This window comes from Streptomyces sp. NPDC045967 (assembly GCF_056430495.1).
In genome coordinates, this window is record NZ_JBWKLE010000005.1 from 137297 (window position 1) to 162543 (window position 25247).

At 71.5% G+C, this 25247-nt stretch carries 25 protein-coding genes; 6 read left to right on the plus strand and 19 right to left on the minus strand.

What is annotated here, in order from left to right:
• Position 1: 1 nt before the first annotated feature.
• Genes nuoL through AC07FY_RS13520 form a run of 12 tightly spaced genes read right to left on the minus strand, consistent with a single transcriptional unit; the run spans position 2 to position 12677 of the window.
• On the minus strand, positions 2-1942 hold the full coding sequence (gene nuoL / locus AC07FY_RS13465; protein WP_479004849.1) for an NADH-quinone oxidoreductase subunit L: 1941 nt from the start codon (positions 1940-1942) through the stop codon (positions 2-4).
• A gap of 12 nt (positions 1943-1954) precedes the next feature.
• Positions 1955-2254, minus strand: coding sequence for an NADH-quinone oxidoreductase subunit NuoK (gene nuoK, locus AC07FY_RS13470; protein ID WP_045946785.1), 300 nt, complete (start codon positions 2252-2254; stop codon positions 1955-1957).
• Complete coding sequence (locus tag AC07FY_RS13475; protein WP_479004852.1) at positions 2251-3069, minus strand: NADH-quinone oxidoreductase subunit J; 819 nt, start codon at positions 3067-3069, stop codon at positions 2251-2253. The genes nuoK and AC07FY_RS13475 overlap by 4 nt, the downstream gene beginning before the upstream one ends.
• Positions 3066-3704 carry an NADH-quinone oxidoreductase subunit NuoI gene (nuoI, locus tag AC07FY_RS13480; RefSeq protein WP_479004855.1) on the minus strand — a complete coding sequence of 213 codons (639 nt, stop codon included), beginning with the start codon at positions 3702-3704 and terminating at the stop codon, positions 3066-3068. Before nuoI ends, AC07FY_RS13475 begins: the two co-directional genes overlap by 4 nt.
• On the minus strand, positions 3697-5064 hold the full coding sequence (nuoH, locus tag AC07FY_RS13485; RefSeq protein WP_479004858.1) for an NADH-quinone oxidoreductase subunit NuoH: 1368 nt from the start codon (positions 5062-5064) through the stop codon (positions 3697-3699). Before nuoH ends, nuoI begins: the two co-directional genes overlap by 8 nt.
• On the minus strand, positions 5061-7568 hold the full coding sequence (locus AC07FY_RS13490; RefSeq protein ID WP_479004861.1) for an NADH-quinone oxidoreductase subunit G: 2508 nt from the start codon (positions 7566-7568) through the stop codon (positions 5061-5063). Before AC07FY_RS13490 ends, nuoH begins: the two co-directional genes overlap by 4 nt.
• Positions 7565-8911, minus strand: a complete 1347-nt coding sequence (gene nuoF, locus AC07FY_RS13495) for an NADH-quinone oxidoreductase subunit NuoF (RefSeq protein WP_479004864.1) — start codon at positions 8909-8911, stop codon at positions 7565-7567. The genes AC07FY_RS13490 and nuoF overlap by 4 nt, the downstream gene beginning before the upstream one ends.
• A complete protein-coding gene (gene nuoE / locus AC07FY_RS13500; RefSeq protein ID WP_479004867.1) occupies positions 8911-9672 on the minus strand; it encodes an NADH-quinone oxidoreductase subunit NuoE in 762 nt (253 codons plus the stop codon). Before nuoE ends, nuoF begins: the two co-directional genes overlap by 1 nt.
• Positions 9669-11003, minus strand: coding sequence for an NADH-quinone oxidoreductase subunit D (locus tag AC07FY_RS13505; RefSeq protein WP_479004870.1), 1335 nt, complete (start codon positions 11001-11003; stop codon positions 9669-9671). The genes nuoE and AC07FY_RS13505 overlap by 4 nt, the downstream gene beginning before the upstream one ends.
• A complete protein-coding gene (locus tag AC07FY_RS13510) occupies positions 11003-11752 on the minus strand; it encodes an NADH-quinone oxidoreductase subunit C (protein WP_479004872.1) in 750 nt (249 codons plus the stop codon). Before AC07FY_RS13510 ends, AC07FY_RS13505 begins: the two co-directional genes overlap by 1 nt.
• Positions 11749-12303, minus strand: a complete 555-nt coding sequence (locus tag AC07FY_RS13515) for a NuoB/complex I 20 kDa subunit family protein (protein WP_007265818.1) — start codon at positions 12301-12303, stop codon at positions 11749-11751. The genes AC07FY_RS13510 and AC07FY_RS13515 overlap by 4 nt, the downstream gene beginning before the upstream one ends.
• A 14-nt stretch (positions 12304-12317) precedes the next feature.
• Positions 12318-12677 carry an NADH-quinone oxidoreductase subunit A gene (locus AC07FY_RS13520; RefSeq protein ID WP_479004875.1) on the minus strand — a complete coding sequence of 120 codons (360 nt, stop codon included), beginning with the start codon at positions 12675-12677 and terminating at the stop codon, positions 12318-12320.
• Between the two features lie 804 nt (positions 12678-13481).
• Here AC07FY_RS13520 and AC07FY_RS13525 point away from each other — a divergent pair.
• Both AC07FY_RS13525 and AC07FY_RS13530 read left to right on the plus strand, forming a co-directional pair.
• Positions 13482-14327, plus strand: coding sequence for a C40 family peptidase (locus AC07FY_RS13525; protein WP_479004878.1), 846 nt, complete (start codon positions 13482-13484; stop codon positions 14325-14327).
• 105 nt (positions 14328-14432) lie between these two features.
• Positions 14433-14750, plus strand: coding sequence for a hypothetical protein (locus tag AC07FY_RS13530; protein ID WP_479004879.1), 318 nt, complete (start codon positions 14433-14435; stop codon positions 14748-14750).
• Here the strand turns inward: AC07FY_RS13530 and AC07FY_RS13535 are convergent.
• Complete coding sequence (locus tag AC07FY_RS13535; RefSeq protein ID WP_479004882.1) at positions 14716-15999, minus strand: geranylgeranyl reductase family protein; 1284 nt, start codon at positions 15997-15999, stop codon at positions 14716-14718. The two genes, AC07FY_RS13530 and AC07FY_RS13535, sit on opposite strands and share 35 nt — an antisense overlap.
• Positions 16000-16097: 98 nt before the next feature.
• Between AC07FY_RS13535 and AC07FY_RS13540 the strand changes: the two genes are divergently transcribed.
• Positions 16098-16628 carry a GNAT family N-acetyltransferase gene (locus AC07FY_RS13540; RefSeq protein ID WP_479004885.1) on the plus strand — a complete coding sequence of 177 codons (531 nt, stop codon included), beginning with the start codon at positions 16098-16100 and terminating at the stop codon, positions 16626-16628.
• A gap of 53 nt (positions 16629-16681) precedes the next feature.
• On the opposite strand, the gene AC07FY_RS13545 is transcribed toward AC07FY_RS13540, so the two are convergent.
• Both AC07FY_RS13545 and AC07FY_RS13550 read right to left on the minus strand, forming a co-directional pair.
• The gene (locus tag AC07FY_RS13545; RefSeq protein ID WP_479004888.1) at positions 16682-17593 is read right to left on the minus strand and encodes a glutaminase; all 912 of its coding nucleotides are present in this window, start codon (positions 17591-17593) and stop codon (positions 16682-16684) included.
• Between the two features lie 6 nt (positions 17594-17599).
• Positions 17600-18292, minus strand: a complete 693-nt coding sequence (locus tag AC07FY_RS13550; RefSeq protein WP_479004891.1) for a demethylmenaquinone methyltransferase — start codon at positions 18290-18292, stop codon at positions 17600-17602.
• A gap of 261 nt (positions 18293-18553) precedes the next feature.
• On the opposite strand from AC07FY_RS13550, the gene AC07FY_RS13555 reads away from it, so the two are divergent.
• The gene (locus AC07FY_RS13555; RefSeq protein WP_479004894.1) at positions 18554-19462 is read left to right on the plus strand and encodes a DUF3152 domain-containing protein; all 909 of its coding nucleotides are present in this window, start codon (positions 18554-18556) and stop codon (positions 19460-19462) included.
• Positions 19463-19511: 49 nt separating this feature from the next.
• Positions 19512-19817, plus strand: coding sequence for a helix-turn-helix domain-containing protein (locus tag AC07FY_RS13560; protein ID WP_479004897.1), 306 nt, complete (start codon positions 19512-19514; stop codon positions 19815-19817).
• Here the strand turns inward: AC07FY_RS13560 and AC07FY_RS13565 are convergent.
• The 4 genes from AC07FY_RS13565 to AC07FY_RS13580 form a co-directional block, all read right to left on the minus strand.
• The gene (locus AC07FY_RS13565; RefSeq protein WP_479004899.1) at positions 19783-20472 is read right to left on the minus strand and encodes an imidazolonepropionase-like domain-containing protein; all 690 of its coding nucleotides are present in this window, start codon (positions 20470-20472) and stop codon (positions 19783-19785) included. The genes AC07FY_RS13560 and AC07FY_RS13565 overlap by 35 nt on opposite strands.
• A complete protein-coding gene (mqnC, locus tag AC07FY_RS13570) occupies positions 20472-21671 on the minus strand; it encodes a cyclic dehypoxanthinyl futalosine synthase (protein ID WP_479004902.1) in 1200 nt (399 codons plus the stop codon). Before mqnC ends, AC07FY_RS13565 begins: the two co-directional genes overlap by 1 nt.
• Positions 21672-21743: 72 nt before the next feature.
• The gene (locus AC07FY_RS13575; protein WP_479004905.1) at positions 21744-23489 is read right to left on the minus strand and encodes a serine/threonine-protein kinase; all 1746 of its coding nucleotides are present in this window, start codon (positions 23487-23489) and stop codon (positions 21744-21746) included.
• A 207-nt stretch (positions 23490-23696) separates the two neighbouring features.
• Entirely contained in the window at positions 23697-24563 is an 867-nt protein-coding gene (locus AC07FY_RS13580; protein ID WP_479004907.1) for a menaquinone biosynthetic enzyme MqnA/MqnD family protein, read from the minus strand.
• A gap of 237 nt (positions 24564-24800) precedes the next feature.
• On the opposite strand from AC07FY_RS13580, the gene AC07FY_RS13585 reads away from it, so the two are divergent.
• A complete protein-coding gene (locus AC07FY_RS13585) occupies positions 24801-25004 on the plus strand; it encodes a cold-shock protein (RefSeq protein ID WP_030012116.1) in 204 nt (67 codons plus the stop codon).
• Positions 25005-25247: the final 243 nt, after the last annotated feature.

A 25247-nucleotide genomic window follows, 5' to 3' on the forward strand; every position in this document is an offset into this window, starting at 1 on the left:
CTCACACCGCCCTCATCAGCAGGGTCGCGGCGATGAGGATCGCCGTGCCCCCGAACATCGATACCGCGTAGCTGCGGGCGTAGCCGTTCTGCAGCTTGCGCAGCCGACCGGACAGGCCGCCGACCGAGGCGGCCGTACCGTTGACCACGCCGTCGACCAGGCTGTGGTCGACGTACACGAGGGAACGGGTCAGGTGCTCCCCGCCGCGCACCAGCACGACGTGGTTGAAGTCGTCCTGGAGGAGGTCCCGCCGGGCCGCCCGGGTGAGCAGCGAGCCGCGCGGGGCGAGGACCGGGACGGGCCTGCGGCCGTACATCGCCCAGGCGATGGCGACTCCGACGACCAGGACCGCCATGGTGGCGAGCGTGACCGTGAGGGCGCTCACCGGCGGGTGTCCGTGCGCGTATCCGGTGACGGGCTCCAGCCACTTCAGGAACCGGTCGCCGATGGCGAAGAAGCCTCCGGCGAACACCGACCCGAACGCCAGGACGATCATCGGAACGGTCATCGACTTCGGCGACTCGTGCGGGTGCGGCAGCTCCCCCGGGTGCGCCTCGGCGCCGGGCTCCACGCCGGGCGTCCGGTCCGGGTCGGGCGCCGGCTGCCAGCGCTTCTCGCCGAAGAAGGTGAGGATCATGACGCGGGTCATGTAGAAGGCGGTGATGCCCGCGCCCAGCAGGGCGACGCCGCCGAGGATCCAGCCCTCGGTGCCGCCCTTGGCGAAGGCCGCCTCGATGATCAGGTCCTTGGAGAAGAACCCGGACAGGCCCGGGAATCCGATGATCGCGAGGTAGCCGAGGCCGAAGGTCACGAAGGTGACCGGCATGTACGTCCGCAGGCCGCCGTACTTGCGCATGTCGACCTCGTCGTTCATCCCGTGCATGACGGAACCCGCGCCGAGGAACAGGCCGGCCTTGAAGAAACCGTGCGTGACCAGGTGCATGATCGCGAAGACGTAGCCGATGGGGCCGAGGCCCGCCGCCAGGACCATGTAGCCGATCTGGGACATCGTCGAGCCGGCGAGGGCCTTCTTGATGTCGTCCTTCGCGCAACCGACGATCGCACCGAAGAGCAGCGTGACCGCGCCGACAATGGTGACCACCAGTTGGGCGTCGGGCGCCGCGTTGAAGACGGCGCCGGAGCGGACGATCAGGTACACGCCGGCCGTCACCATGGTCGCCGCGTGGATCAGGGCCGAGACCGGGGTCGGGCCCTCCATCGCGTCACCGAGCCAGGACTGCAGCGGCACCTGGGCCGACTTGCCGCAGGCGGCCAGCAGCAGCATCAGGCCGATCGCCGTCAGCGTGCCCTGCGAGGTCTCCCCCACGGAGCCGAGCACGGGCCCGAAGGCGAAGGTCCCGAAGGTGGTGAACATCAGCATGATCGCGATCGACAGGCCGATGTCGCCGACCCGGTTGACCAGGAAGGCCTTCTTCGCGGCCGTGGCCGCGCTGGGCTTGTGCTGCCAGAAGCCGATCAGGAGGTAGGAGGCGAGGCCCACGCCCTCCCAGCCGAAGTACAGCAGCAGGTAGTTGTCGGCGAGGACCAGCAGGAGCATGGCCGCGACGAAGAGGTTGAGGTAGCCGAAGAAGCGGCGGCGGCGCTCGTCGTGCTCCATGTACCCGATCGAGTACAGGTGGATGAGCGTGCCCACCCCGGAGATCAGCAGGACGAAGGTCATCGACAGCTGGTCCAGCTGGAAGGCGATGTCCGCCTGGAAGCCCTCCACCGGCACCCAGCTGTACAGCCGCTGGTTCAAGGTCCGGTCCTCGGCGGCGCGCCCCAGCAGGTCGGCGAAGAGCACGGCGCCGATGCCGAAGGAGACGGCCGCGAGCAGGGTGCCGATCCAGTGGCCGGCCTTGTCGAGGCGCCGGCCGCCGCACAGCAGCACCACCGCTCCGAGCAGGGGCGCCGCCACCAGCAGCGCAATCAGATTCTCCACTGTGTACGCCCCTTACAGCTTCATCAGGCTGGCGTCGTCGACCGATGCCGAGTGGCGGGTACGGAACAGCGACACGATGATCGCGAGGCCCACCACGACTTCCGCGGCGGCGACGACCATCGTGAAGAACGCGATGATCTGGCCGTCGAGGTTGCCGTGCATCCGCGAGAAGGCGACGAAGGCGAGGTTGCAGGCGTTGAGCATCAGCTCGACGCACATGAACAGCACGATCGCGTTCCTGCGGATCAGCACTCCGGCCGCGCCGATGGTGAACAGCAGGGCCGCCAGGTACAGGTAGTTGACCGGGTTCACTTCGAGGCCTCCTCACGGCCGAGGCGCTCCGAGGAGGCCTGCTCCAGTGCCTTGAGGTCGGACAGCGCCTCGGCCGAGACGTCCCGGATCTGGCCCCGGGCGCGCAGGGTCTTGTTGACCGTCAGCTCGGACGGCGTGCCGTCCGGCAGCAGACCGGCCACGTCCACGGCATTGTGCCGGGCGTAGACGCCGGGCGCGGGCAGCGGCGGGAGCTGGACGCCCTCGCGGACCCGGCGCTCGGCCAGTTCGCGCTGGGTGGCGGCGCGCTCGGTGCGCTCGCGGTGGGTGAGCACCATCGCGCCGACGGCCGCGGTGATCAGCAGCGCGCCGGTGATCTCGAAGGCGAAGACGTACTTGGTGAAGATCAGGCCGGCCAGCCCTTCGACGTGCCCGGCGGAGTTGATCCGGCCGAGTCCGTTGAAGTGGGTCAGTCCGGCGTTGCCGATGCCGCCGATCAGCAGGATCCCGAAGCCGAGCCCGCACAGGACGGCCAGCCAGCGCTGGCCCTTGATGGTCTCCTTCAGGGAGTCGGCGGCGGTGACGCCGACGAGCATGACCACGAAGAGGAAGAGCATCATGATCGCGCCGGTGTAGACGATGACCTGGACGACGCCCAGGAAGTACGCCCCGTTCGCGAGGTAGAAGACCGCCAGGATGATCATGGTCCCGGCCAGGCTGAGCGCGCTGTGCACGGCCTTCTTCATCAGGATCGTGGCCAGCGCACCGATGACGGCGACCGTGCCCAGGATCCAGAACTGGACCGCCTCACCGGTGGAGGTGAGCGAGGTGGCGGCCGCGGCGAGCGAAGCGCTCATCGTCCGATCACCTCCTGGGAGGCCGGCTCGGTCGGGCCGAAGTCGGAGGCCGCCTCCTGCGGGGCCTGCTCGCCCTCGGACGCGGCCGACTGCCGGACCGTCCCCGGCGCGGCCCCGGTCACCAGCCCGCGGTAGTAGTCGGTGTCCTCCGTGCCGGGGAACATCGCGTGCGGGGCCTCGACCATGCCCTCGGTGAGCCCGGCGAGCAGCTGCTCCTTGGTGTAGATGAGCGATTCGCGGCTGGAGTCGGCCAGTTCGAACTCGTTCGTCATGGTCAGCGCCCTGGTCGGGCACGCCTCGACGCACAGCCCGCACAGGATGCAGCGGGCGTAGTTGATTTGGTAGACCCGGCCGTACCGCTCGCCCGGGGAGTAGCGCTCCTCCTCGGTGTTGTCCGCGCCCTCCACGTAGATGGCGTCGGCGGGACAGGCCCAGGCGCACAGCTCGCACCCGATGCACTTCTCCAGGCCGTCGGGGTGCCGGTTCAGCTGGTGGCGCCCGTGGAACCGCGGGGCGGTCGTCTTCGGCTGCTCCGGGTACTGCTCGGTGAGGCGCTTCTTGAACATGGCCTTGAAGGTCACGCCGAAGCCGGCCACCGGGTTCTGCCACTTCTCGTTCGGGTCGGTGTCAGCCATTCTCAGCACCCTCCTCTCGGTCACTCTCAGTATTCGCGCCACCACTGACAATCAGCTCCCGCTCGGTCCGCGGTCGTCGGCGCGGTACGGGGGCCAGGTGCTGGCCGGGCTTCGGCGGTACGGGGAATCCGCCCGCGAGCGGGTCGAAGGGCTCGGCCGCGGCGTCCTTGCCGGCCGCCGCGGCGGCCTTCTCGCGTTTGTCGCGGAACAGGTCCGCGATGAAGGAGAGGAGCAGGATCGCCACGACGGCGCCGCCGACGTAGAGGACGATCTGGCTGAAGTCGTAACTCTCGTTGCGCAGCGCCCGCACGGTGGCGACCATCATCAGCCACACCACCGAGACGGGGATCAGGACCTTCCAGCCGAGCTTCATCAGCTGGTCGTAGCGCACGCGCGGCAGCGTGCCGCGCAGCCAGATGAAGAAGAAGAGGAGCAGTTGCACCTTGAGGACGAACCAGAGCATCGGCCACCAGCCGTGGTTCGCGCCCTCCCAGTAGGTGGAGATCGGCGCCGGGGCCCGCCAGCCGCCCAGGAAGAGGGTGACCGAGACCGCCGAGACGGTGACCATGTTGACGTACTCGGCGAGCATGAACAGCGCGAACTTGATGGACGAGTACTCGGTGTTGAAACCGCCGACCAGGTCGCCCTCGGACTCCGGCATGTCGAAGGGTGCGCGGTTGGTCTCGCCGACCATCGTGACGACGTAGATGATGAAGGAGACCGGCAGCAGGACGATGTACCAGCGGTCGGCCTGGGCGTCCACGATCGCCGAGGTCGACATCGACCCGGAGTAGAGGAAGACCGAGGCGAAGGCCACGCCCATCGCGATCTCGTAGGAGATCATCTGCGCGCAGGAGCGCAGGCCGCCGAGGAGCGGGTAGGTCGAGCCGGAGGACCAGCCGGCCAGCACGATGCCGTAGATGCCGACCGAGGCGACCGCGAGGACGTAGAGCATCGCGATGGGCAGGTCGGTCAGCTGCATCGTGGTGCGCTGGCCGAAGATGGAGACCTCGTTGCCCGCCGGGCCGAAGGGGATCACCGCGATGGCCATGAAGGCCGGGATCGCCGCGATGATCGGGGCCAGGACGTACACCACCTTGTCGGCCCGCTTGACGACGACGTCCTCCTTCAGCATCAGCTTGACGCCGTCGGCGAGCGACTGGAGCAGGCCCCAGGGGCCGTGCCGGTTGGGGCCGATGCGCAGCTGCATCCAGGCGACGACCTTGCGCTCCCACACGATGGAGAAGAGCACGGTCACCATCAGGAAGGCGAAGCAGAACACCGCCTTGATGACGACGAGCCACCAGACGTCCCTGCCGAACAGGGTCAGGTCCTCGGCGGCGAGCTGTACCGCGTTCACGCGCCCACCTCCATGGTGGTGTCGCCGGTGCCGGCCCCGGCCGCGGGGCCGATCCGGACGAGGGTGCCCGGGCGGGCTCCGGTGTCGGCGAGGACCCCGGACCCGGTGGAGTTCAGCGGGAGCCAGACGACGCGGTCGGGCATCTCGGTGATCCGCAGGGGCAGTTCCACCGACCCGGCCGGGCCGGTGACCGCGAGGACGTCCCCGTTCTTGACGCCCGTCTCGGCAGCCGTGGCCGCCGAGAGCCGGGCGCTCGCCTCGTGCCGGGTGCCGGCCAGGGCTTCGTCGCCGTCCTGGAGCCTGCCCTGGTCGAGCAGGAGCCGGTGGCCGGCCAGGACCGCCTCGCCGGCGCCCGGCCGGGGCAGCGGCACCGGGTCGGTCGCCTGCCCGGTCGGGAGCGCGCCCTGCCAGGTGCCGAGCCCGTCCAGCTCGCGGCGTACGGCGTGCACGTCGGGCAGTGCGATCGGCCGGTCGGCGGCGTCGGCCAGCATGTGCAGCACGCGGGCGTCGGCCGGGGCGAGCCGGCGGGTCATCTGGTCGGGCTTGAGCGCGGCCTCGAACGGCCGGACCCGGCCCTCCCAGTTGATGAACGCACCTGCCTTCTCGGCCACGGCGGCGACGGGGAAGACCACGTCCGCGTGCTCCGTGACCTCGCTGGGCCGCAGTTCGAGGGAGACCACGAACGCCTCCTGCAGGGCGGTCCGCGCACGGGCCGGGTCCGGCAGGTCCGCGACCTCGACGCCCGCGACCACGAGGGCGGACAGTTCGCGGGTGGCGGCGGCCTCGACGATCTGGCCGGTGTCGCGGCCGTAGCGGTGCGGGAGTTCGTCCAGGCCCCAGGCGGTGGCGACCTCGTCGCGGGCCCGGGGGTCGGTGGCCGGGCGGCCGCCGGGCAGCAGGGACGGCAGCGCGCCCGCCTCGACGGCGGCCCGCTCCCCGGCCCGGCGCGGGATCCACACCAGCCTCGCCCCGGTCGCCGCGGCCACGCGCACGGCGGCGGTCAGCGCGCCCGGCACCCCGGCGAGGCGCTCCCCGACGACGATGACCGCGCCGCTCAGGCGCAGCGCCTCGGCGGCGACGCCGCCGCCCGCCTCCAGGCCGGTCCGGGTGGCCAGCGCGTCCAGCCACTCCGGCTCGGTGCCGGGGGCGGCGGCCAGCAGGGTGCCGCCCGCCTTCTGGAGCCCGCGGGTGGCGAAGGGGGCGAGGGCGAAGGTCCGCTGCTTGTGCTTGCGGTGGGCCTTGCGCAGCCGCAGGAAGACCCCGGGGGCCTCCTCCTCGGCCTCGATGCCGGCGAGCAGGACGGCGGGAGCCGCCTCCAGGTCGGTGTAGGAGGCCCACCGGCCGCGCAGATCGATCCCGTACCCGGCGACCTCGGAAGCCAGGAAGTCGGCCTCCTCCGCGCTGTGCACGCGCGCCCGGAAGTCGATGTCGTTGGTGTCGAGCACGACCCGCGCGAACTTGGCGTACGCGTAGGCGTCCTCGACGGTGAGCCGGCCGCCGGTCAGCACCCCGGCGCGGCCCCGCGCGGCGGCGAGGCCGTTCGCCGCCGCCTCCAGGGCCTCGGGCCAGCTCGCCGGCACCAGGGCGCCGTCGGCGCCGCGCACCAGCGGGGTGGTCAGGCGGTCGCGCTGCTGCGCGTAGCGGAACCCGAAGCGGCCCTTGTCGCAGATCCACTCCTCGTTGACCTCGGGGTCCTCCGCGGCCAGCCTGCGCAGCACCTTGCCGCGGCGGTGGTCGGTCCGGGTCGCGCAGCCGCCCGCGCAGTGCTCGCACACGCTCGGGGAGGAGACGAGGTCGAAGGGGCGGGAGCGGAACCGGTAGGCGGCGGAGGTGAGGGCGCCGACGGGGCAGATCTGGATGGTGTTGCCGGAGAAGTAGGACTCGAAGGGATCGCCCTCGCCGGTGCCGACCTGCTGGAGCGCGCCGCGCTCGAGCAGCTCGATCATCGGGTCGCCGGCCACCTGGTTGGAGAAGCGGGTGCAGCGCGCGCACAGCACGCAGCGCTCGCGGTCCAGCAGCACCTGGGTGGAGATCGGGACGGGCTTCTCGTACGTCCGCTTGCGCCCCTCGAAACGGGACTCGGCGTTCCCGTGGCTCATCGCCTGGTTCTGCAGCGGGCACTCGCCGCCCTTGTCGCAGACGGGGCAGTCCAGCGGGTGGTTGATGAGCAGCAGCTCCATCACCCCGCGCTGGGCCTTGTCGGCGACCGCGGAGGTGAGCTGGGTCCTGACGACCATGCCGTCGGTGCAGGTGATGGTGCAGGAGGCCATCGGCTTGCGCTGGCCCTCCACCTCGACGATGCACTGGCGGCAGGCGCCGGCCGGGTCGAGGAGGGGGTGGTCGCAGAACCGGGGGATCTCGATGCCCAGCTGTTCGGCGGCCCGGATGACGAGCGTGCCCTTGGGAACCGACAGCTCGACGCCGTCGATGGTGAGGGACACCAGGTCCTCGGGTGGCACCGCGGCCCCTCCGCCACCGGCGGGAGCGTTACTGGTGACGGTCATGCGTTCACCTCCGTGTCAGCCCAGAGGGTCGACTTCCTGGGGTCGAAGGGGCAGCCCTTGCCCGTGATGTGCTGCTCGTACTCCGCGCGGAAGTACTTGAGCGAGGAGAAGATGGGGCTGGCGGCGCCGTCGCCGAGTGCGCAGAAGGACTTGCCGTTGATGTTGTCGGCGATGTCGTTCAGCTTGTCGAGGTCGGACATGACGCCCTTGCCGGCTTCGATGTCCCGCAGCAGCTGGACCAGCCAGTAGGTGCCCTCGCGGCAGGGGGTGCACTTGCCGCAGGACTCGTGGGCGTAGAACTCCGTCCACCGGGTGACGGCCCGCACCACGCAGGTCGTCTCGTCGAAGCACTGGAGCGCCTTGGTGCCGAGCATCGAGCCGGCCGCGCCCACGCCCTCGTAGTCGAGCGGGACGTCGAGGTGCTCGTCGGTGAACATCGGGGTGGAGGAGCCGCCCGGGGTCCAGAACTTCAGCCGGTGCCCGGGCCGCATCCCGCCGCTCATGTCGAGCAGCTGGCGCAGGGTGATGCCGAGCGGGGCCTCGTACTGGCCGGGGCCGGCGACGTGCCCGGAGAGCGAGTACAGGGTGAAGCCGGGGGACTTCTCGGTCCCCATCGACTTGAACCAGTCCTTGCCCTTGTTCAGGATCGCGGGAACCGAGGCGATGGACTCGACGTTGTTGACGACGGTGGGGCACGCGTAGAGCCCCTCCACGGCGGGGAAGGGGGGGCGCAGCCGGGGCTGCCCGCGCCGGCCCTCGAGGGAGTCGAGCAGGGCCGTCTCCTCGCCGCAGATGTAGGCGCCCGCTCCCGCGTGCACGGTGATGTCGAGGTCCAGCCCGCTCCCGAGGGCGTCCTTGCCGAGGTAGCCGGCCTCGTACGCCTCGCGCACCGCCTCGTGCAGGCGCCGCAGCACCGGTACGACCTCGCCGCGCAGGTAGATGAAGGCGTGCTGCGAACGGATCGCGTAGCAGGCGATGATCATGCCCTCGATGAGGGAGTGCGGGTTGGCGAAGAGCAGGGGGATGTCCTTGCAGGTGCCCGGCTCCGACTCGTCCGCGTTGACGACGAGGTAGTGCGGCTTGCCGTCGCCCTGCGGGATGAACTGCCACTTCATCCCGGTGGGGAAGCCCGCGCCGCCGCGTCCGCGCAGGCCCGAGTCCTTCACGTACGCGATGAGGTCGTCCGGGGTCATCGCCAGGGCCTTGCGCAGGCCCTCGTACCCCTCGTGGCGCCGGTAGGTCTCCAGCGTCCACGACTCGGGCTCGTCCCAGAAGGCGGAGAGGACCGGGGCGAGGAGCTTCTCCGGGCTGCCGTTCTTGCTCAGTTCAGTCGACACGGACATCACTCCCCTCCCTCGGTGGTGGTCTCGCCGCGGGAACCGCCACGGGATTCGCCGCGCGGGTGCACGATCGGGGTGCGCGGGGACTCGCCGCGGGCGATGCGCAGGCCGATCAGGGAGGCGGGGCCCGCGCCGCCGGTCGCCTCGACCGCGCCCTCGCGCTCGTCGGGGAAGCCGGCCAGGATGCGGGCGGTCTCCTTGTACGTGCACAGGGGCGCGCCCCGGGTCGGCGCGACGGGCCGGCCGGCCAGCAGGTCGTCCACCATGGCCTTGGCGGACTCCGGGGTCTGGTTGTCGAAGAACTCCCAGTTGACCATCACCACGGGGGCGTAGTCGCAGGCCGCGTTGCACTCGATGTGCTCGAGGGTGACCTTGCCGTCGGGGGTGGTCTCGTTGTTGCCGACCCCGAGGTGCTCCTTGAGCTCCTCGAAGATGGCGTCGCCGCCCATGACCGCGCACAGGGTGTTGGTGCAGACACCGACCTGGTAGTCCCCGGAGGGCCGCCGCCGGTACATCGAGTAGAACGTCGCCACCGCGGTGACCTCGGCGGTGGTCAGGCCCAGCACGTCGGCGCAGAAGCGGATGCCGGTGCGCGAGACGTGGCCCTCCTGCGCCTGGCACAGGTGCAGCAGCGGCAGCAGCGCGCTGCGGCTGTCGGGGTAGCGGGCGATGACCTGCTTCGCGTCCGCTTCGAGGCGTTCGCGCACGTCGGCCGGGAAGTCGGGGGCGGGAAGCTGGGGCATGCCCAATGAGATGTCGGTCATCGGTCGACGCCTCCCATCACGGGGTCGATGGAGGCGACGGCGACGATGACGTCGGCGACCTGGCCGCCCTCGCACATCGCGGCCATGGCCTGCAGGTTGGTGAAGGACGGGTCGCGGAAGTGGACCCGGTAGGGGCGCGTGCCGCCGTCGGAGACGACGTGCACCCCGAGCTCGCCCTTGGGCGATTCGACGGCCGCGTAGGCCTGGCCGGCCGGCACCCGGAAGCCTTCGGTCACCAGCTTGAAGTGGTGGATGAGGGCCTCCATGGAGGTGCCCATGATGTTCTTGATGTGGTCGAGCGAGTTGCCGAGCCCGTCGGGGCCCATCGCCAGCTGCGCCGGCCAGGCGATCTTCTTGTCGGCGACCATCACCGGGCCCGGCTCCAGCCGGTCCAGGCACTGCTCGACGATCCGCAGGGACTGGCGCATCTCCTCCAGGCGGATCAGGAAGCGTCCGTAGGAGTCGCAGGTCTCGGTGGTCGGCACGTCGAACTCGTAGGTCTCGTAGCCGCAGTACGGGTCCGACTTGCGCAGGTCGTGCGGCAGGCCGGCGGAGCGCAGGATCGGGCCGGTGGCGCCCAGCGCCATCGCTCCGGTGAGGTCGAGGTAGCCGACGTCCTGCATGCGGGCCTTGAAGATGGGGTTGCCGGTGGCGAGCTTGTCGTACTCCGGCAGGTTCTTCTTCATGGTCTTCACGAACTCGCGCAGCTGGTCGACCGCGCCCGGGGGCAGGTCCTGGGCCAGGCCGCCGGGGCGGACGAACGCGTGGTTCATGCGCAGTCCGGTGATCAGCTCGAACACGTCGAGGATCAGCTCGCGGTCGCGGAAGCCGTAGATCATGATCGTGGTCGCGCCCAGCTCCATGCCGCCGGTGGCGATGCACACCAGGTGGGAGGAGAGCCGGTTGAGCTCCATCAGCAGGACGCGGATGACGGTGGCGCGGTCCGGGACCTGGTCGGTGATGCCGAGCAGCTTCTCGACGCCGAGGCAGTACGCCGTCTCGTTGAAGAACGGCGTCAGGTAGTCCATGCGCGTCACGAAGGTGGTGCCCTGCGTCCAGTTCCGGTACTCGAGGTTCTTCTCGATGCCGGTGTGCAGGTAGCCGATGCCGCAGCGGGCCTCGGTGACCGTCTCGCCGTCGATCTCCAGGATCAGGCGCAGCACTCCGTGGGTGGAGGGGTGCTGCGGGCCCATGTTGACGACGATCCGCTCGTCGTCCGCCTTGGCGGCGGACCGGACGATCTCGTCCCAGTCGCCGCCGGTGACGGTGTAGACGGTGCCTTCGGTCGTCTCGCGCGCGGAGGCGGTGTGCGATGCGTTCGGGGTGTTCATCAGCTGTACGACCTCCGCTGGTCGGGAGCCGGGATCTGGGCGCCCTTGTACTCGACGGCGATGCCGCCGAGCGGGTAGTCCTTGCGCTGCGGGAAGCCCTGCCAGTCGTCCGGCATCATGATCCGGGTCAGGGCGGGGTGGCCGTCGAAGACCAGGCCGAAGAAGTCGTACGTCTCGCGCTCGTGCCAGTCGTTGGTCGGGTAGACGGCCACGAGCGAGGGGACGTGCGGGTCGCTGTCCGGGACGGACACCTCCAGCCGCAGGATCCGGCCGTGGGTGAGCGAGCGCAGGTGGTAGACGGCGTGCAGCTCGCGGCCCTTGTCGCCGGGGAAGTGCACGCCGGAGACGCCGGTGCAGAGCTCGAAGCGCAGGGCGGGGTCGTCGCGCAGGGTGCGCGCCACCCGGACGAGGTGCTCGCGGGCGATGTGGAAGGTGAGCTCGCCCCGGTCGACCACCGTCTTCTCGATGGCGTTCTCGGGGAGCAGGTCCTGCTCCTCCAGGGCGCCTTCGAGTTCGTCGGCCACCTCGTCGAAGTAGGAGCCGTACGGTCGGGTGGCCGCGCCGGGCAGGGCCACGGTGCGGACCAGCCCGCCGTAGCCGCTGGTGTCGCCGCCGGCCTGCGCTCCGAACATGCCCTTGCGGACGCCGATGACCTCGGGGCCGCTCGCGCGCGGGGCGGGGACGTCGCTCGCGCCGCCGCCCGTGCCGTTGCCGTTGTCGCCGTTCTCCGGCTCTCGGGTCGCGCTCACCGGAGCAGCCCCTTCATCTCGATGGTGGGGAGGGCCTTGAGGGCCGCCTCCTCCGCCTCACGTGCCGCCTCTTCCCGGTTCACGCCGAGCTTCGAGCCCTGGATCTTCTGGTGGAGCTTGAGGATCGCGTCCATCAGCATCTCGGGGCGCGGCGGGCAGCCGGGCAGGTAGATGTCCACCGGCACGATGTGGTCGACGCCCTGGACGATCGCGTAGTTGTTGAACATTCCGCCCGAAGATGCGCAAACCCCCATAGAGATGACCCACTTGGGAGCCGGCATCTGGTCGTACACCTGCCGCAGCACCGGCGCCATCTTCTGGCTGACCCGGCCGGCCACGATCATCAGATCGGCCTGGCGGGGCGAGCCACGGAAGACCTCCATGCCGAAGCGGGCCAGGTCGTACCGTCCCGCTCCGGTGGTCATCATCTCGATGGCGCAGCAGGCCAGCCCGAAGGTCGCGGGGAAGACGGATGACTTGCGCACCCAGCCCGCCGCCTGTTCGACGGTGGTCAGCAGAAAGCCGCTCGGCAGCTTCTCTTCCAGTCCCATGGGAATTCAGCCCCTCAGTCCCATTCCAGGCCGCCGCGGCGCCACACGTAGGCGTAGGCGACGAAGACGGTGAGCACGAAGAGCAGCATCTCGACGAGCCCGAAGATCCCCAGGGAGTCGAAGGTGACGGCCCAGGGGTAGAGGAAGACGACCTCGATATCGAAGATGATGAAGAGCATCGCCGTCAGGTAGTACTTGATGGGGAAGCGGCCGCCGCCGGCCGGCACCGGAGTGGGCTCGATGCCGCACTCGTATGCCTCAAGCTTTGCCCGGTTGTACCGTTTTGGGCCGATCAGCGTGGCCATGACCACGGAGAAGATCGCAAACCCTGCGCCGAGGGCGCCGAGCACGAGGATGGGCGCGTACGCATTCACGCTCCTCGCTCCTTCCAGTCGTCCTTGACCGTTGGACCGCTGCGCCGGCTGGGGCACTTCCCAGCGGCGGCCGGGGCGTGCCCCGCCTCGCGAAGATCGCTCGGGGATCGAACGCATCATGTGAGGCAGTTCACAAGCCGGACTCAGGCGCATCTTATGCCTGCTCCTCTATGATCTGCGACACGGGTAACAACACCGAGTTTGTGATCTCCACCACCTGGCGAACGATCATCAAGTCCGATGAGTGGTGATCTTCGTACGCGAAGCATCCACATGATCACCAAAGGTGACATCCGGGCCGGTTACCGCAGGTCGAAGGAGTGTCGCCCTATCAAACGATGTCCCCTGCAAGCAAATTGGCGTCGCATCGGGTGTGGTGATAAAGGAACCGGGGTCGCCCGGTCGAGGGAGGGCGCGCGTACGGAGGTGGACAGGGGGCGGACGCGGGCCCCGGCGGCGCCTTCCGCGCGTGCATCCGTTCACGAAGTCCAGCGGGGAGTTCACGGCGGGGTCACGGAAGGCCCACAGCGTCCGCACAGCGTGACGCTCCTGTGACCTGCGCCACACCCGTTTCGTGACGGGGAAAGGGGGCTTGGCCATCTGTGCGGAGGGATGGTAGTCCGAGGATCAATTCGGACTAATTGCGGAAACCCCATGATCACAGCCTTGTGACGGCGTGTCCGTTGTGTCCGTTACGTCGTCAATAAGGGCCACGGCGCGCCCGGTTAGCGCCGTTCGCGCGCAACTGTGGCGCAAACCACGTTTCTTGAAGGGAACCCTCGCACCCTGATAGCGGTTGTCCTCATGTCCCACACCGCTCACATACCCAGCCACCGGAAGCCCCGCCGCAGCGCCTCGAAGCTCGCGGTCCGCGCCGGAGTTGCCGGTGGCGTCCTCAGCACCCTCGCCATGGCCGGCACCGCGAGCGCGTCCCCCGCCGAGCCCGTGGCCGAGACGACGCTCGAAATGCCGGTCCTCAACCTGGATCTGGCCGCCGAGGTCTCCTCCGCCGTCACCGCCGCCGCCGAGAACACCCGCGCGGCCGCCGTCGAGGGCGAACTGACGGCCCAGGAGGAGAGCGCCCGCACCGGCGCCGCCGCCGAGGCCAAGCAGGCCAAGGAAGCGGCCCAGAAGAAGGCCGACGACGAGACGGCCGCCAAGAAGGCCAAGGAAGAGGCCGACCGCAAGGCCGAGGCCGAGCGCGCCAACCGCAGCACCGCCCGCGCCTCGCTGTCGACCAAGTCCGCCGCGACCCCCAACGACGGCTCCGGTGCCTCCGTGGCCGCCCCGGCGACCGGCTCCGCCGCCGCCATCGTGAACTTCGCCCGCGCGCAGGTCGGCAAGGCGTACGTGATGGGCGGCACCGGCCCGTCCTCGTTCGACTGCTCCGGCCTCGTCCAGGCCGCCTACCGCCAGGCCGGCATCAGCCTGCCGCGCATGTCCCAGGCGCAGTCCTCGGCCGGCACCTCGGTGTCGCTGAGCGCCCTGCAGCCGGGCGACATCCTGTACTGGGGCTCCAAGGGCAGCGCCTACCACGTCGCCCTCTACGTCGGCGGCGGCAAGTTCGTCGGCGCGCAGAACCCCAGCACGGGCATCGTCGAGCGCAACATGAGCTACGACAAGCCGACGGGTGCCGTGCGCGTCCTCTGAGCCGCCGCACCGCCCGCAACGGCGCAAGGGCCGGTACTCCCCCGCTCGGGGGTGGAGTACCGGCCCTTCGTCCTGCCCGCGACCGGGTCCTGCGAAGATGGCGGCGTGAACGTGAAGCCGGAACAGAACCGCGGCGCCGGCGATCCCACCGCCGTCCGGGCCGCGCTCGGGCTCGGCCTCCTGGCCGTCGGCGGCTGGGCGCTGACCACCACCCGCCCCTGGCACCGCCCCTGGCACCCGCTCACCCTCGCCCTCGGCTGGAGCGCCTCGGGCGTGCTGCTGGTGTGCGGGCTGGTCCTCCTGGTCCGCTGCGTGCGCGGCGTACACGCAGGAGCGGACCGCGGCGGCCCGACCCCGCCCGGCCCGCCCGGCCCGCCGCCCGACGGCCTCAGGCCTTCGGGGCCACCTTCGACAGACCGTTGATGATGCGGTCCATCGCGTCGCCGCCCGTCGGGTCGGTGAGGTTGGCCAGCATCTTCAGCGTGAACCGCATCAGCACCGGGTGCGTCAGGCCGCGCTGCGTGGCGATCTTCATGACCTTCGGGTTGCCGATGAGCTTCACGAAGGCACGGCCCAGCGTGTAGTAGCCCCCGTACGTCTCCTTCAGCACCTTCGGGTAGTTGTGCAGCGCCAGTTCGCGCTGGGCCGGGGTGGCCCGGGCGTGTGCCTGCACGATGACGTCGGCCGCGATCTGCCCCGACTCCATGGCGTAGGCGATGCCCTCGCCGTTGAACGGGTTGACCAGGCCGCCCGCGTCACCGACCAGCAGCAGGCCCTTGGTGTAGTGCGGCTGCCGGTTGAAGGCCATCGGCAGGGCCGCGCCGCGGATCGGCTGGGTCATGTTCTCCGGGGTGTAACCCCAGTCCTCCGGCATGGACGCGCACCATGCCTTGAGGACCTCCCGCCAGTCCAGCTCCTTGAAGGCGGAGGAGGAGTTGAGGATGCCGAGGCCGACGTTGGACGTGCCGTCGCCCATGCCGAAGATCCAGCCGTAGCCCGGCAGCAGCCGGTCCTGCGGGCCGCGCCGGTCCCACAGCTCCAGCCACGACTCCAGGTAGTCGTCGTCGTGCCGGGGCGAGGTGAAGTAGGTGCGCACGGCCACGCCCATGGGACGGTCCTCGCGCCGGTGCAGGCCCATCGCCAGGGAGAGCCGCGAGGAGTTGCCGTCGGCGGCGACGACCAGCGGGGCGTGGAAGGTGACCGGGGTCTTCTCCTCGCCGAGCTTCGCCTGGACGCCGGTGATGTGCCCGGTGCGCGGGTCGCGGACGGGCTCGCCGACGGTGCAGCGCTCGTGGAGGCGGGCGCCGGCCTTCTGCGCCTGGCGGGCCAGGGTCTCGTCGAAGTCGTCGCGCTTGCGGACCAGTCCGTAGTCCGGGTAGGAGGCGAGTTCCGGCCAGTCCAGCTGGAGCCGCTGCCCGCCGCCGATGATGCGCAGGCCCTTGTTGCGCAGCCAGCCGGCCTCTTCGGAGACGTCGATGCCCATCGCGACCAGCTGCTTGGTGGCGCGCGGGGTCAGCCCGTCGCCGCAGACCTTCTCGCGCGGGAACGCGGTCTTCTCCAGCAGCAGGACGTCCAGTCCGGCCTTGGCGAGGTAGTACGCGGTGGTGGAGCCGGCGGGCCCGGCCCCGACGACGATCACGTCCGCGGAGTGTTCGGAGAGGGGCTCGGTCACTGCGGGGTCTCCCGAAGGCTCGATAAAGGGTGCCAGGCGGCACCGGACACGTGCAGTCTATGCAGCGAGAGAGATCACGAACCGAAGGGCTGCCTCCTGTGACCACCTCGCCGACCCGGCCGCTCCCCGCCGTACAGCTGCGCGTGCCCACCCATGAGGACGCCCACGCCTGGCACGCGGTGTTCGACGACCCGGACGTCATGGAGTTCCTCGGCGGACCGGCGGAGCTCTCCTCGTACGTGGAGATCACCGCCCGCCAGCGGATGCACGACGCGCAGCTCGGCTACTGCCTGTGGACGCTGCTGGGCGAGGACGGCTCGGTGCTCGGCTTCACCGGGGCGCAGCCGTGGCCGCGGGAGAAGGCGTGGGGGCCGGTGGGGGAGATCGAGATCGGGTGGCGGCTGGGGCGCTCCGCGTGGGGCCGCGGGTACGCCTACGCGGCCGCGCTGGCCACCTTGGAGCGGGTGCGGGCAGCGGGTGTCCCGCACGTGGTGGCGATGATCGACGACGCCAACGCGCGGTCCGTGGCCGTGGCGGAGCGGCTGGGGATGACCCTGGCGGACCGCTTCCCGCTGCCGGGGGGCACGCGGTACGGCCGCCGCTACGAGCTGGCGCTCGACCGGAGCTGATCCGCCGGGCCCCGCCCGCCCCGGCCCCCGGGGCGGGCCGGGTCCGCGGCGCGTCAGAAGACGGACAGGCCCGTCAGGGTCGTGAAGCGGTCCAGGGCCGCGACACCCGCGACCGAGTTGCCGTGGGGGTCCAGCCCGGGGCTCCAGACGGCCAGGACGCACTGGCCGGGGACGACGGCCACGATCCCCCCGCCGACCCCGCTCTTGCCCGGCAGCCCGACCCGGTAGGCGAACTCGCCCGCCGCGTCGTACGTCCCGCAGGTCAGCATCACCGCGTTGACCTGCTTGGCCTCGCTGCGGGTCAGCAGCCGCGAGCCGTCCGCGCGCAGCCCGTGCCGGGCCAGGAAGAGGCCGGCCCGGGCCAGGTCGGCGCAGCTCATCTCGATCGAGCACTGCCAGAAGTAGTGGTCCAGCAGGGCCGGTACGGGGTTGTCGATGTTGCCGTAGGAGGCCATGAAGTGGGCGACGGCCGCGTTGCGGTCGCCGTGCTCCTGCTCGGAGGCGGCCACCTCCGCGTCGAAGGCGAGGGAGGGGTTCGCGCTCTCCACCCGAAGGAAGTCGAGGAGTTCGCTGCTCGCGTCACCCGTCAGGGTCTGCAGCCGGTCGGTGACCACCAGCGCGCCCGCGTTGATGAAGGGGTTGCGCGGGATGCCGTTCTCGTACTCCAGCTGCACGAGCGAGTTGAACGGGTTGCCGGACGGCTCCCGGCCGACCCGCTCCCACAGCCCGTCGCCGCCTTCCGCCAGCGCCAGCGCGAGGGCGAAGACCTTGGTGACGGACTGCGCGGAGAAGGGGACCTGCCAGTCCCCGACGCCGAAGACGTTGCCCTCGACGTCGGCGAGCGCCATGCCGAACTGCCCCGGGTCCACGGCGGCCAGCGCCGGGATGTACTCGGCGGGGGTGCCGCTGCCCACCAGCGGGGCGATGTCGGCCGCCACCCGCTCCAGCAGTGCCTGGTAGTCCACCGGTCCCTAGGCCCTGGTGCCCCGGTGCAGCGCCACGATGCCGCCGCTGAGGTTGCGCCAGGCGACCTTGGACCAGCCCGCCTTCTGCAGCAGGGTGGCGAGCGCGGGCTGGTCGGGCCAGTCGCGGATCGACTCCGCGAGGTACACGTACGCGTCCGGGTTGGAGGAGACCGCCCGCGCTACCGGTGGCAGGGCCCGCATCAGGTACTCGGTGTAGACCGTGCGGAAGGGGGCCCAGGTCGGCTGTGAGAACTCGCAGATGACGACCTGGCCGCCGGGCTTGGTCACCCGGTACAGCTCGCGCAGCGCACCGTCGGTGTTCTGGACGTTGCGCAGGCCGAAGCTGATCGTCACGGTGTCGAAGACGCCGTCCTTGAAGGGGAGCTTCGTCGCGTCGCCGGCCGTGAGCGGGAGCCACGGGTGCTTCTTCTTGCCCTCCCGCAGCATCCCCAGCGAGAAGTCGCAGGGCACGACGTAGGCACCGGTCGCGGCGAACGGCAGCGAGGAGGTCGCGGTGCCGGCGGCCAGGTCGAGGACGAGGTGCCCGGGGCGGGCGCCGACGGCCTTGGCGACCTCCTTGCGCCACAGCCGCGCCTGGCCGAGGGAGAGCACGTCGTTGGTGAGGTCGTAGTTCGCCGCCACGCCGTCGAACATCGAGGCGACTTCGTGCGGCTGCTTGTCCAGGGAAGCCCTTGTCACTGGTGTTCGCCCCTCGGTGTGCGCTGCGGATCGGCGGGTACCGCCCCATCCTCTCAGGCCGGACGGGCACCGAAGGACCGGCCCCGGACGGACCGGTCCCGGACGGCGCAGGGCGCACAACTGGCCCGAAGGACAGTTCCGCGCGGGGCCCGGGGGGCGTTGACTGGGGGCCGGTGCGGCCCGGTGACGGTCACCCAATGGATCATGGGCCTTCACCAGCGGCCGGATCCGTGGCGGCCGCCACGAGCAAAGGGCTTCACGATGCCGGCAGGCCATTCCACCGGTCGCTCCCGCCTCGGCCCGCGCGCCGCGCGCCGGGCGGAGCGGCGCAAGCGGCTGCGCCGTACGCTCGTCCTCGGCTCGGCGGCCCTCGTAGCCGTCTCGGCGACCGCGTACGCGATGTCGCCCGGCGAGGACGCGGCCACGGCGGACGGACGGCCCGCCGCGGCCCGCAGCGACCAGGGCGGTGCGGCCGCCGAGGGGGCGGGCCCGGCCGCCCAGGGCGGCGTCCGCTCCGCCTCCCCCTCCGCCGCCGCCAGCCCCCCGGCCAAGCCCGCCGGCTCGCCCACGCCCACCCCGGCCGCCTCCGCCTCCCCCACCGTCCCGGCCGCCGGCACGGGGGCCTTCACCGCCTCCGCGGCCTCCGGTTCCGCCCGCGGCAAGGGGACCGTGCGCCGCTGGCGGATCGAGGTCGAGGAGGGCAGCGGGGTCGACCCGGACTCCGCCGCCCGCTCCGTCGAGGCGATCCTGGCGGACCCGCGCGGCTGGATCAGGAACCCGGCCTACGCCTTCCAGCTCGCCGGCCCCGGGCAGCCGGTGGACTTCACCGTCAAGATCGCGACGCCCACGACCACCGACCGGCTGTGCGAGGTGGTCACCCCCGAGCTGGTCGGCGAGACCAACTGCCGGGCCGGGCACACCGTGGTGGTGAACCTCAAACGCTGGCAGGAGGGATCACCGCAGTTCAGCGGCTCGGTGGAGGAGTACCGGGCACTCATCGTCAACCACGAGGTCGGGCACGAGCTCGGCCGCGACCACGAGACCTGCCCGGGCCCCGGCCAGCCCGCTCCCGCGATGATGCAGCAGATCAAGGGCCTGCTCGGCTGCAAGTCCAATGCCTGGCCGTACGACGTGGACGGAACCTACCTGTCCGGTCCGCCCGTCCCTTAAGGGGAGAGCCGGCACCGGATGGACCGGCCGCGGCCGAGGAGTGGAAACCGTGCGCGTCGTCAGCTTCAGCGTCCCCGCGTGGTTCCCCCCGTACGACGCCCCTCCCGGGGACGTCCGCGGCCCGGCGCAGCTGACGGAGCAGGAGTCGGCGGTGTTCCTGTGCCTGGCCACCGGCGCCTCCAACGCGGAGCTCGCCGCCGAACTGCACCTGTCCGTCAGCACCGTCAAGTTCCACGTGGGCAACATACGGACGAAGCTCGGCGGGATCAGCCGCCTCCAGGTCTGCCTGCTCGCCGCGCTCGCCCGGCAGCGCCCGCCACTCAGCGACGGCGGTGCAGCAGCCGGCCCCCGATGACCGTGGCCACGCACGTCGTGGCGCCCCGCTCCACCAGCTCCTGCGGTCCGGCGACCGCGAACACCGCGAACCGGGCCGGTGCGCCCCGCTCCAGGGCCCCGTGGAAGGCGTCCCCGGCCGCGGCCCGGCCCGCACGGCCCTCCCCGGCGAGGCCCGCGAAGGGGTCGATACGGGGCGCGCCGTCGTACGGGGCGGGCGGCAGGACCGCGAGCCCCGAGCGGACCACCGCCGTGCGCACCGCCGGGATCGCGAAGCGGCCGGCGACCGCCACCGCCCCGCACGCCAGGAGCTTCTGGGTGCCGCGCCGGGCACTGTGGCCCCACCGCGCCTCGGTCAACTCCAGCCGCTCCAGCGCCTGCGCCCCGCTGATCGGCTCGGTGCCGAGCTCGGCGGTCTCGTACGGATCGTGCGGGTAATAGGTCCGCTCCAGGAGCGTGTCCGCACCGCGCACCAGCAGCCCCGGGGTCAGCATCCCCGGCCACCGCCTGGTCCGCGCGTGCGGGTGGGCCGCGGCGAGGTCCTCGTACGCCCCCACGGCCGCGATCCGTTCGCCCTCGACCAGGACCGCGCCGCCGGGCAGCGGCGCGGACCCTTCCCCGGCCGGGGCCGCCCCCGCCCCGGGGAGGAGGAGGTCGGCGGTGTGGAGCGTCAGCATCAGTTCGTCGGGATGAGCTTCAGCTCGGGGTGCGCGGTGCCGCCCTCGATGGCGGTGGAGGAGATGTGCGAGACGACGCGGTCGTCGACGGGGTCGTTCGCCGGGTCGTCGTGCACCAGGAGGTGCTCGTACGTCGTCGCGCGCTGCGCCGGGGTGCGGCCCGCCTTGCGGATCAGGTCGATGATCTCCTGGCGGTTGGAGCGGTGCCTGGCACCGGCCGAGGAGACGACGTTCTCCTCCAGCATGATCGAGCCGAGGTCGTCCGCGCCGTAGTGCAGCGAGAGCTGGCCCGCCTCCTTGCCAACGGTGAGCCAGGAACCCTGGATGTGGGCGATGTTGTCGAGGAACAGGCGCGCGATGGCGATCATGCGCAGGTACTCGAAGATCGTCGCCTGGGTGCGGCCCTTGAGGTGGTTGTTCTCGGGCTGGTAGGTGTACGGGATGAAGGCGCGGAAGCCGCCCGTACGGTCCTGCGTGTCACGGATCATCGCGATGTGCTCGATGCGCTCGGCGTTGGTCTCGCCGGTGCCCATCAGCATGGTGGAGGTGGACTCCACGCCCAGCTTGTGGGCGATCTCCATGATCTCCAGCCAGCGCTCGCCGGACTCCTTGAGCGGGGCGATCGCCTTGCGCGGGCGCTCCGGCAGCAGTTCGGCGCCGGCGCCCGCGAAGGAGTCGAGGCCGGCCGCGTGGATGCGCCGGATGGCCTCCTCCGCGGTAACGCCCGAGATGCGGGCCATGTGCTCGACCTCGGACGCGCCGAGGGAGTGGATGACCAGCTGCGGGAAGGCCTTCTTGATGGCGGAGAAGTGCTCCTCGTAGTACTCGACGCCGTAGTCCGGGTGGTGCCCGCCCTGGAACATGATCTGCGTGCCGCCGAGCTCCACGGTCTCCGCGCAGCGGCGCAGGATGTCGTCGAGGTCGCGCGACCAGCCCTTCTTCGCGTCCTTGGGGGCCGCGTAGAAGGCACAGAACTTGCACGCCGTGACGCACACGTTCGTGTAGTTGATGTTCCGTTCGATGATGTACGTGGCGATGTGCTCGGTGCCCGCGTAGCGGCGGCGGCGCACCGCGTCGGCGGCCTGGCCGAGCGCGTGCAGCGGCGCGTGCCGGTAGAGGTCGAGCGCCTCGTCCCTGGTGATCCGGCCCCCTGCGGCGGCGCGGTCGAGGACAGACTGGAGAGCGGCCTGGTCGGTCACCGGTGCGTCACCTTTCGGCGGTGTGTCAAGGTCCGGACCGATCCAGCCTACGCCAGGGCCTCCGGGCGCCCGTCACGGGCTGCGGGTGAGGTCCCCTTCCGGCTTTCCGGCCGCGGCGTCCCCCGACCGGTAGTGCAGGGTCCCGTTGTCGCGCAGGCTGAACCGCTCGTCGGCCGAGCCGTTGGAGCAGATACCGGGAGCGGGGTTGGGGCCGCCCGAGGTGTCCAGGACCAGCGAGCGGTCGGTCGCCGAGGCCAGCTTCCAGTCGCCGCTGCAGTCGGTGCCGAGGACGGCGAGGACCGACCTGTCCCGGCCGACGGCCTCGCCGACCTTCCCGGCCTTGATGGTGATCTCGAACTCGGTGGCGACGCCCAGCCGGGCGGTGGTGACGGTGCCCTTCCAGGTGCCGATCAGTGCCTCGGGTACGTCCTGCCGGGCGCCGGGGGACGTGCTCCCGGCGGTCGGGCCGGTCCCCGCGGCCGGGGGCGACGCCGACGCGGAGGTGCGCGGGCCCTCGCCCGCCGCGCTGTCCCGGCCCTCCTCTCCCGAACCCGGCAGCAGCCCCGCCCCGTACAGCCCGCCGGACACGGCGGCCAGCACGGCCGCCGCGGCGAGCACGAGCGTGCAGCTGAAGCGGCGCCCGGCCGCGCCGACGGTGACCTGCCGTCCGCCGGGGGCGGTGCCCGGTGGTGCGGGCACGCTCCCGCCGCCGACCGCGGCGGGCGGTCCGTAGGGACCGTACGGGGCCGGCTGCGCCTGCCGTCCGTACGAGGGGTCGGGGGCGCCGAAGCCGGCGCCGGGCGGCCCGCCGTACGAAGGGGCCGAAGGGGCCGAAGGGGCCGAAGGGGCCGTGAACGGGATCGGGCCCGAGGGGGCGTCGGGGACCACCGCGCCGGCCGCGCCCGGGTCGGCGTCCAGGTCGAGCAGGGCGACCGCGGCCCGGCTCGCCTCCTCGACCAGGGGCGCGGGCAGCCAGCCGGGGGTGAGCGGGGCCCCGCCCAGCTCCGCCGCCACCGCCTCCGGCGCGGGCCAGTCCTCGGCCGACTTGGCCAGGCAGGCCCCGATGAGCTCCCGCAGCCGTCCGGCCGGCACCGCGTCGAGCTCGGGCGGCTCGTGGACGACCTTGTACAGGAGGGTCGCCGGGTTGTCCCCGGTGAAGGGCGGCCGGCCGGTCACCGCGAAGACCAGGACCGCGCCGAGCGAGAACACGTCGGAGGCCCCGGCGACGCCCTTGCCGAGGATCTGCTCGGGCGACATGTAGCCCGGCGAGCCGATGGAGACCCCGGTGGAGGTGAGCGGGGCGGCGGCGCCGGACTCCGTCCGGGAGGACCCCCACGCGGCCCGGGCGATCCCGAAGTCGATCAGCCGGGGGCCGTCCAGGGTCAGCATCACGTTGGACGGCTTCACGTCCCGGTGGACGAGGCCCAGCGCGTGTACGGCGACCAGCGCGCGGGCCAGACCGGCGCCGACGGCCCGCACCGTGGCGGGGGGCAGGGGGCCGTGCGCGGCCAGCGCCCGGTCCAGGGACGGGCCCGCCACATAGCCGGTCGCCACCCACGGGACGGGGGCGTCCCAGTCGGCGTCGAGCACGGGCGCGGTCCACTCCCCGCCCACCCGCCGGGCGGCCTCGACCTCGCGGCGGAACCGGGCCCGGAACTCCTCGTCGGCCGCGAAGTGCGGGTGCACGATCTTGACGGCCACGGTCCGGCCGCCCGCGCTGCGTCCCAGGTAGACCCGGCCCATGCCGCCGGCACCGAGCCGGCCCAGCAGTCGGTACGCGCCGATGGTCCGCGGCTCACCGGCTTCCAGCGGCTGCATCGTGTCCCCCCATCCCCCGCCAAGCCCGGGCCCCTCGTCATCGCCCGGACGAGCGGCCCGACGCCAGGCAGCAGATTAGGGGGTGGGCGGACGGGGCGGGGCTCCTTTCCTTTCCCCGCGGGTGACGGGAAGGGAAAGGGGAGTCGAATTCACCGGAAACGGCATATCCGGCGTCGCACGGTCATTCGTGCGGTCATTCGTGCGCGGTCAGCGGTCGGCGGGGGCCGCCGCCGTGAGGAGCTCCAGGGCCACTTCCGCGGGATAGCCCGTCGTCGGCCCGGTACGGCGGGCGAATTCCCGTACGCCGGCGATCTGATCCGGCCCGAAGCGGAAGTCCAGCGTGGTGAAGTACCGCTCCAGCAACTCCGCGTCGAATGCCTCCCAGCGGGCCGCCTGCTCGGCGACCTTGGCGACCTCCTCCAGGGACACGTCGCGCGAGGCGAGGAAGGCCTCGTGGACCTGCCGCACGACGGCGGGCTCACGGGCGAGGTAGTCCTTGCGGGCGGCCCAGACGGCGAAGACGAACGGCAGCCCGGTCCACTCCTTCCACATCTGCCCCAGGTCGTACACCTTCAGGCCGAGCCGGGGGGCGTCGTGGAGCGAGGCGCGCAGGGCGGCGTCGCCGATCAGCACGGCGGCCTCGGCCTCCTGCATCATCACGCCCAGGTCGGGCGGGCAGGTGTAGTAGTCGGGCCGGACGCCGTACTGCTCGGAAAGCAGCAGCTGGGCGAGGCGCACGGAGGTGCGGGAGGTCGAGCCGAGGGCCACGCGGGCCCCGTCGAGCCGCTCCAGCGGGACCTGCGAAACGATCACGCAGGACATCACCGGGCCGTCGCAGCCGACCGCGAGGTCGGGGAAGGCCACGAGCCGGTCCGCGTTGCGCAGGAACTCCACGAGGGTGATCGGGGCGATGTCGAGCTCGCCCGCGACGAGGCGCTCGCTCAGCTTCTCGGGGGTGTCCTTGGTCAGTTCCAGGTCCAGCAGCGTGCCGGTTCTGGCCAGGCCCCAGTAGAGGGGCAGGCAGTTCAGGAACTGGATGTGGCCGACGCGGGGCCGGCTGCGGTAGACGTCCACATCGCGAGACTAGCCCCCGGGGTCACGTCAGCCTCGGGGCGGGTCTCAAACGTCCGAGTGACGTGATCTTTCCCTCTGGTCTCCGCCGCGGTCTGCGTGCTAGGCTCGTCGCAAGTTGCAGTTTGGTTTCCCTTGCAGTACGAGGCCTGCGGAGAATGTGACCCGCAGGCTTTTGTAGTTTTCAGACTTCTTAGCAGGTTCTGGAGCAGGGCGACCCTTTGGCCCATAGGAGGGCTCATGGCTACCGGAACCGTGAAGTGGTTCAACGCTGAAAAGGGCTTCGGCTTCATCGCCCAGGACGGCGGCGGCCCGGATGTCTTCGTCCACTACTCCGCGATCAACGCCTCTGGCTTCCGCTCCCTCGAGGAGAACCAGACGGTGAACTTCGACGTCACGCAGGGTCCGAAGGGCCCGCAGGCGGAGAACGTCACCCCGGCCTAATCGCCTGGGCCAACCTATATCGCGGTTGGAAAGAGCAGTACCCAAGGAGCCCTGTCCCCTTCTGCGCGAGCAGAACGGCAGGGCTCCTGCCTTTTCCCTCCCGGGGTGGGTGGCGGGGTAACGACGTGGGGGGCACCCCCCCCCCCCCCCCCCTGGCCCGCGCCGCTTACCGGGTCCAGGGGAAGAGGGGGGGGGGGGGGTTTCTTGTTCTGTCAGCATCCCCCGGGGGGGGGGGGGGAGGGG

Excerpts from the sequence above, each read along its gene's own strand:
- AC07FY_RS13475 (WP_479004852.1), bottom strand. The coding sequence starts at position 3,069 with ATGAGCGCTTCGCTCGCCGCGGCCGCCACCTCGCTCACCTCCACCGGT.
- nuoI (WP_479004855.1), bottom strand. The coding sequence starts at position 3,704 with ATGGCTGACACCGACCCGAACGAGAAGTGGCAGAACCCGGTGGCCGGC.
- AC07FY_RS13490 (WP_479004861.1), bottom strand. The coding sequence starts at position 7,568 with ATGACCGTCACCAGTAACGCTCCCGCCGGTGGCGGAGGGGCCGCGGTG.
- nuoF (WP_479004864.1), bottom strand. The coding sequence starts at position 8,911 with ATGTCCGTGTCGACTGAACTGAGCAAGAACGGCAGCCCGGAGAAGCTC.
- nuoE (WP_479004867.1), bottom strand. The coding sequence starts at position 9,672 with ATGACCGACATCTCATTGGGCATGCCCCAGCTTCCCGCCCCCGACTTC.
- AC07FY_RS13505 (WP_479004870.1), bottom strand. The coding sequence starts at position 11,003 with ATGAACACCCCGAACGCATCGCACACCGCCTCCGCGCGCGAGACGACC.
- AC07FY_RS13515 (WP_007265818.1), bottom strand. The coding sequence starts at position 12,303 with ATGGGACTGGAAGAGAAGCTGCCGAGCGGCTTTCTGCTGACCACCGTC.
- AC07FY_RS13525 (WP_479004878.1), top strand. The coding sequence starts at position 13,482 with ATGTCCCACACCGCTCACATACCCAGCCACCGGAAGCCCCGCCGCAGC.
- AC07FY_RS13555 (WP_479004894.1), top strand. The coding sequence starts at position 18,554 with ATGCCGGCAGGCCATTCCACCGGTCGCTCCCGCCTCGGCCCGCGCGCC.
- AC07FY_RS13565 (WP_479004899.1), bottom strand. The coding sequence starts at position 20,472 with ATGCTGACGCTCCACACCGCCGACCTCCTCCTCCCCGGGGCGGGGGCG.
- AC07FY_RS13575 (WP_479004905.1), bottom strand. The coding sequence starts at position 23,489 with ATGCAGCCGCTGGAAGCCGGTGAGCCGCGGACCATCGGCGCGTACCGA.
- AC07FY_RS13585 (WP_030012116.1), top strand. The coding sequence starts at position 24,801 with ATGGCTACCGGAACCGTGAAGTGGTTCAACGCTGAAAAGGGCTTCGGC.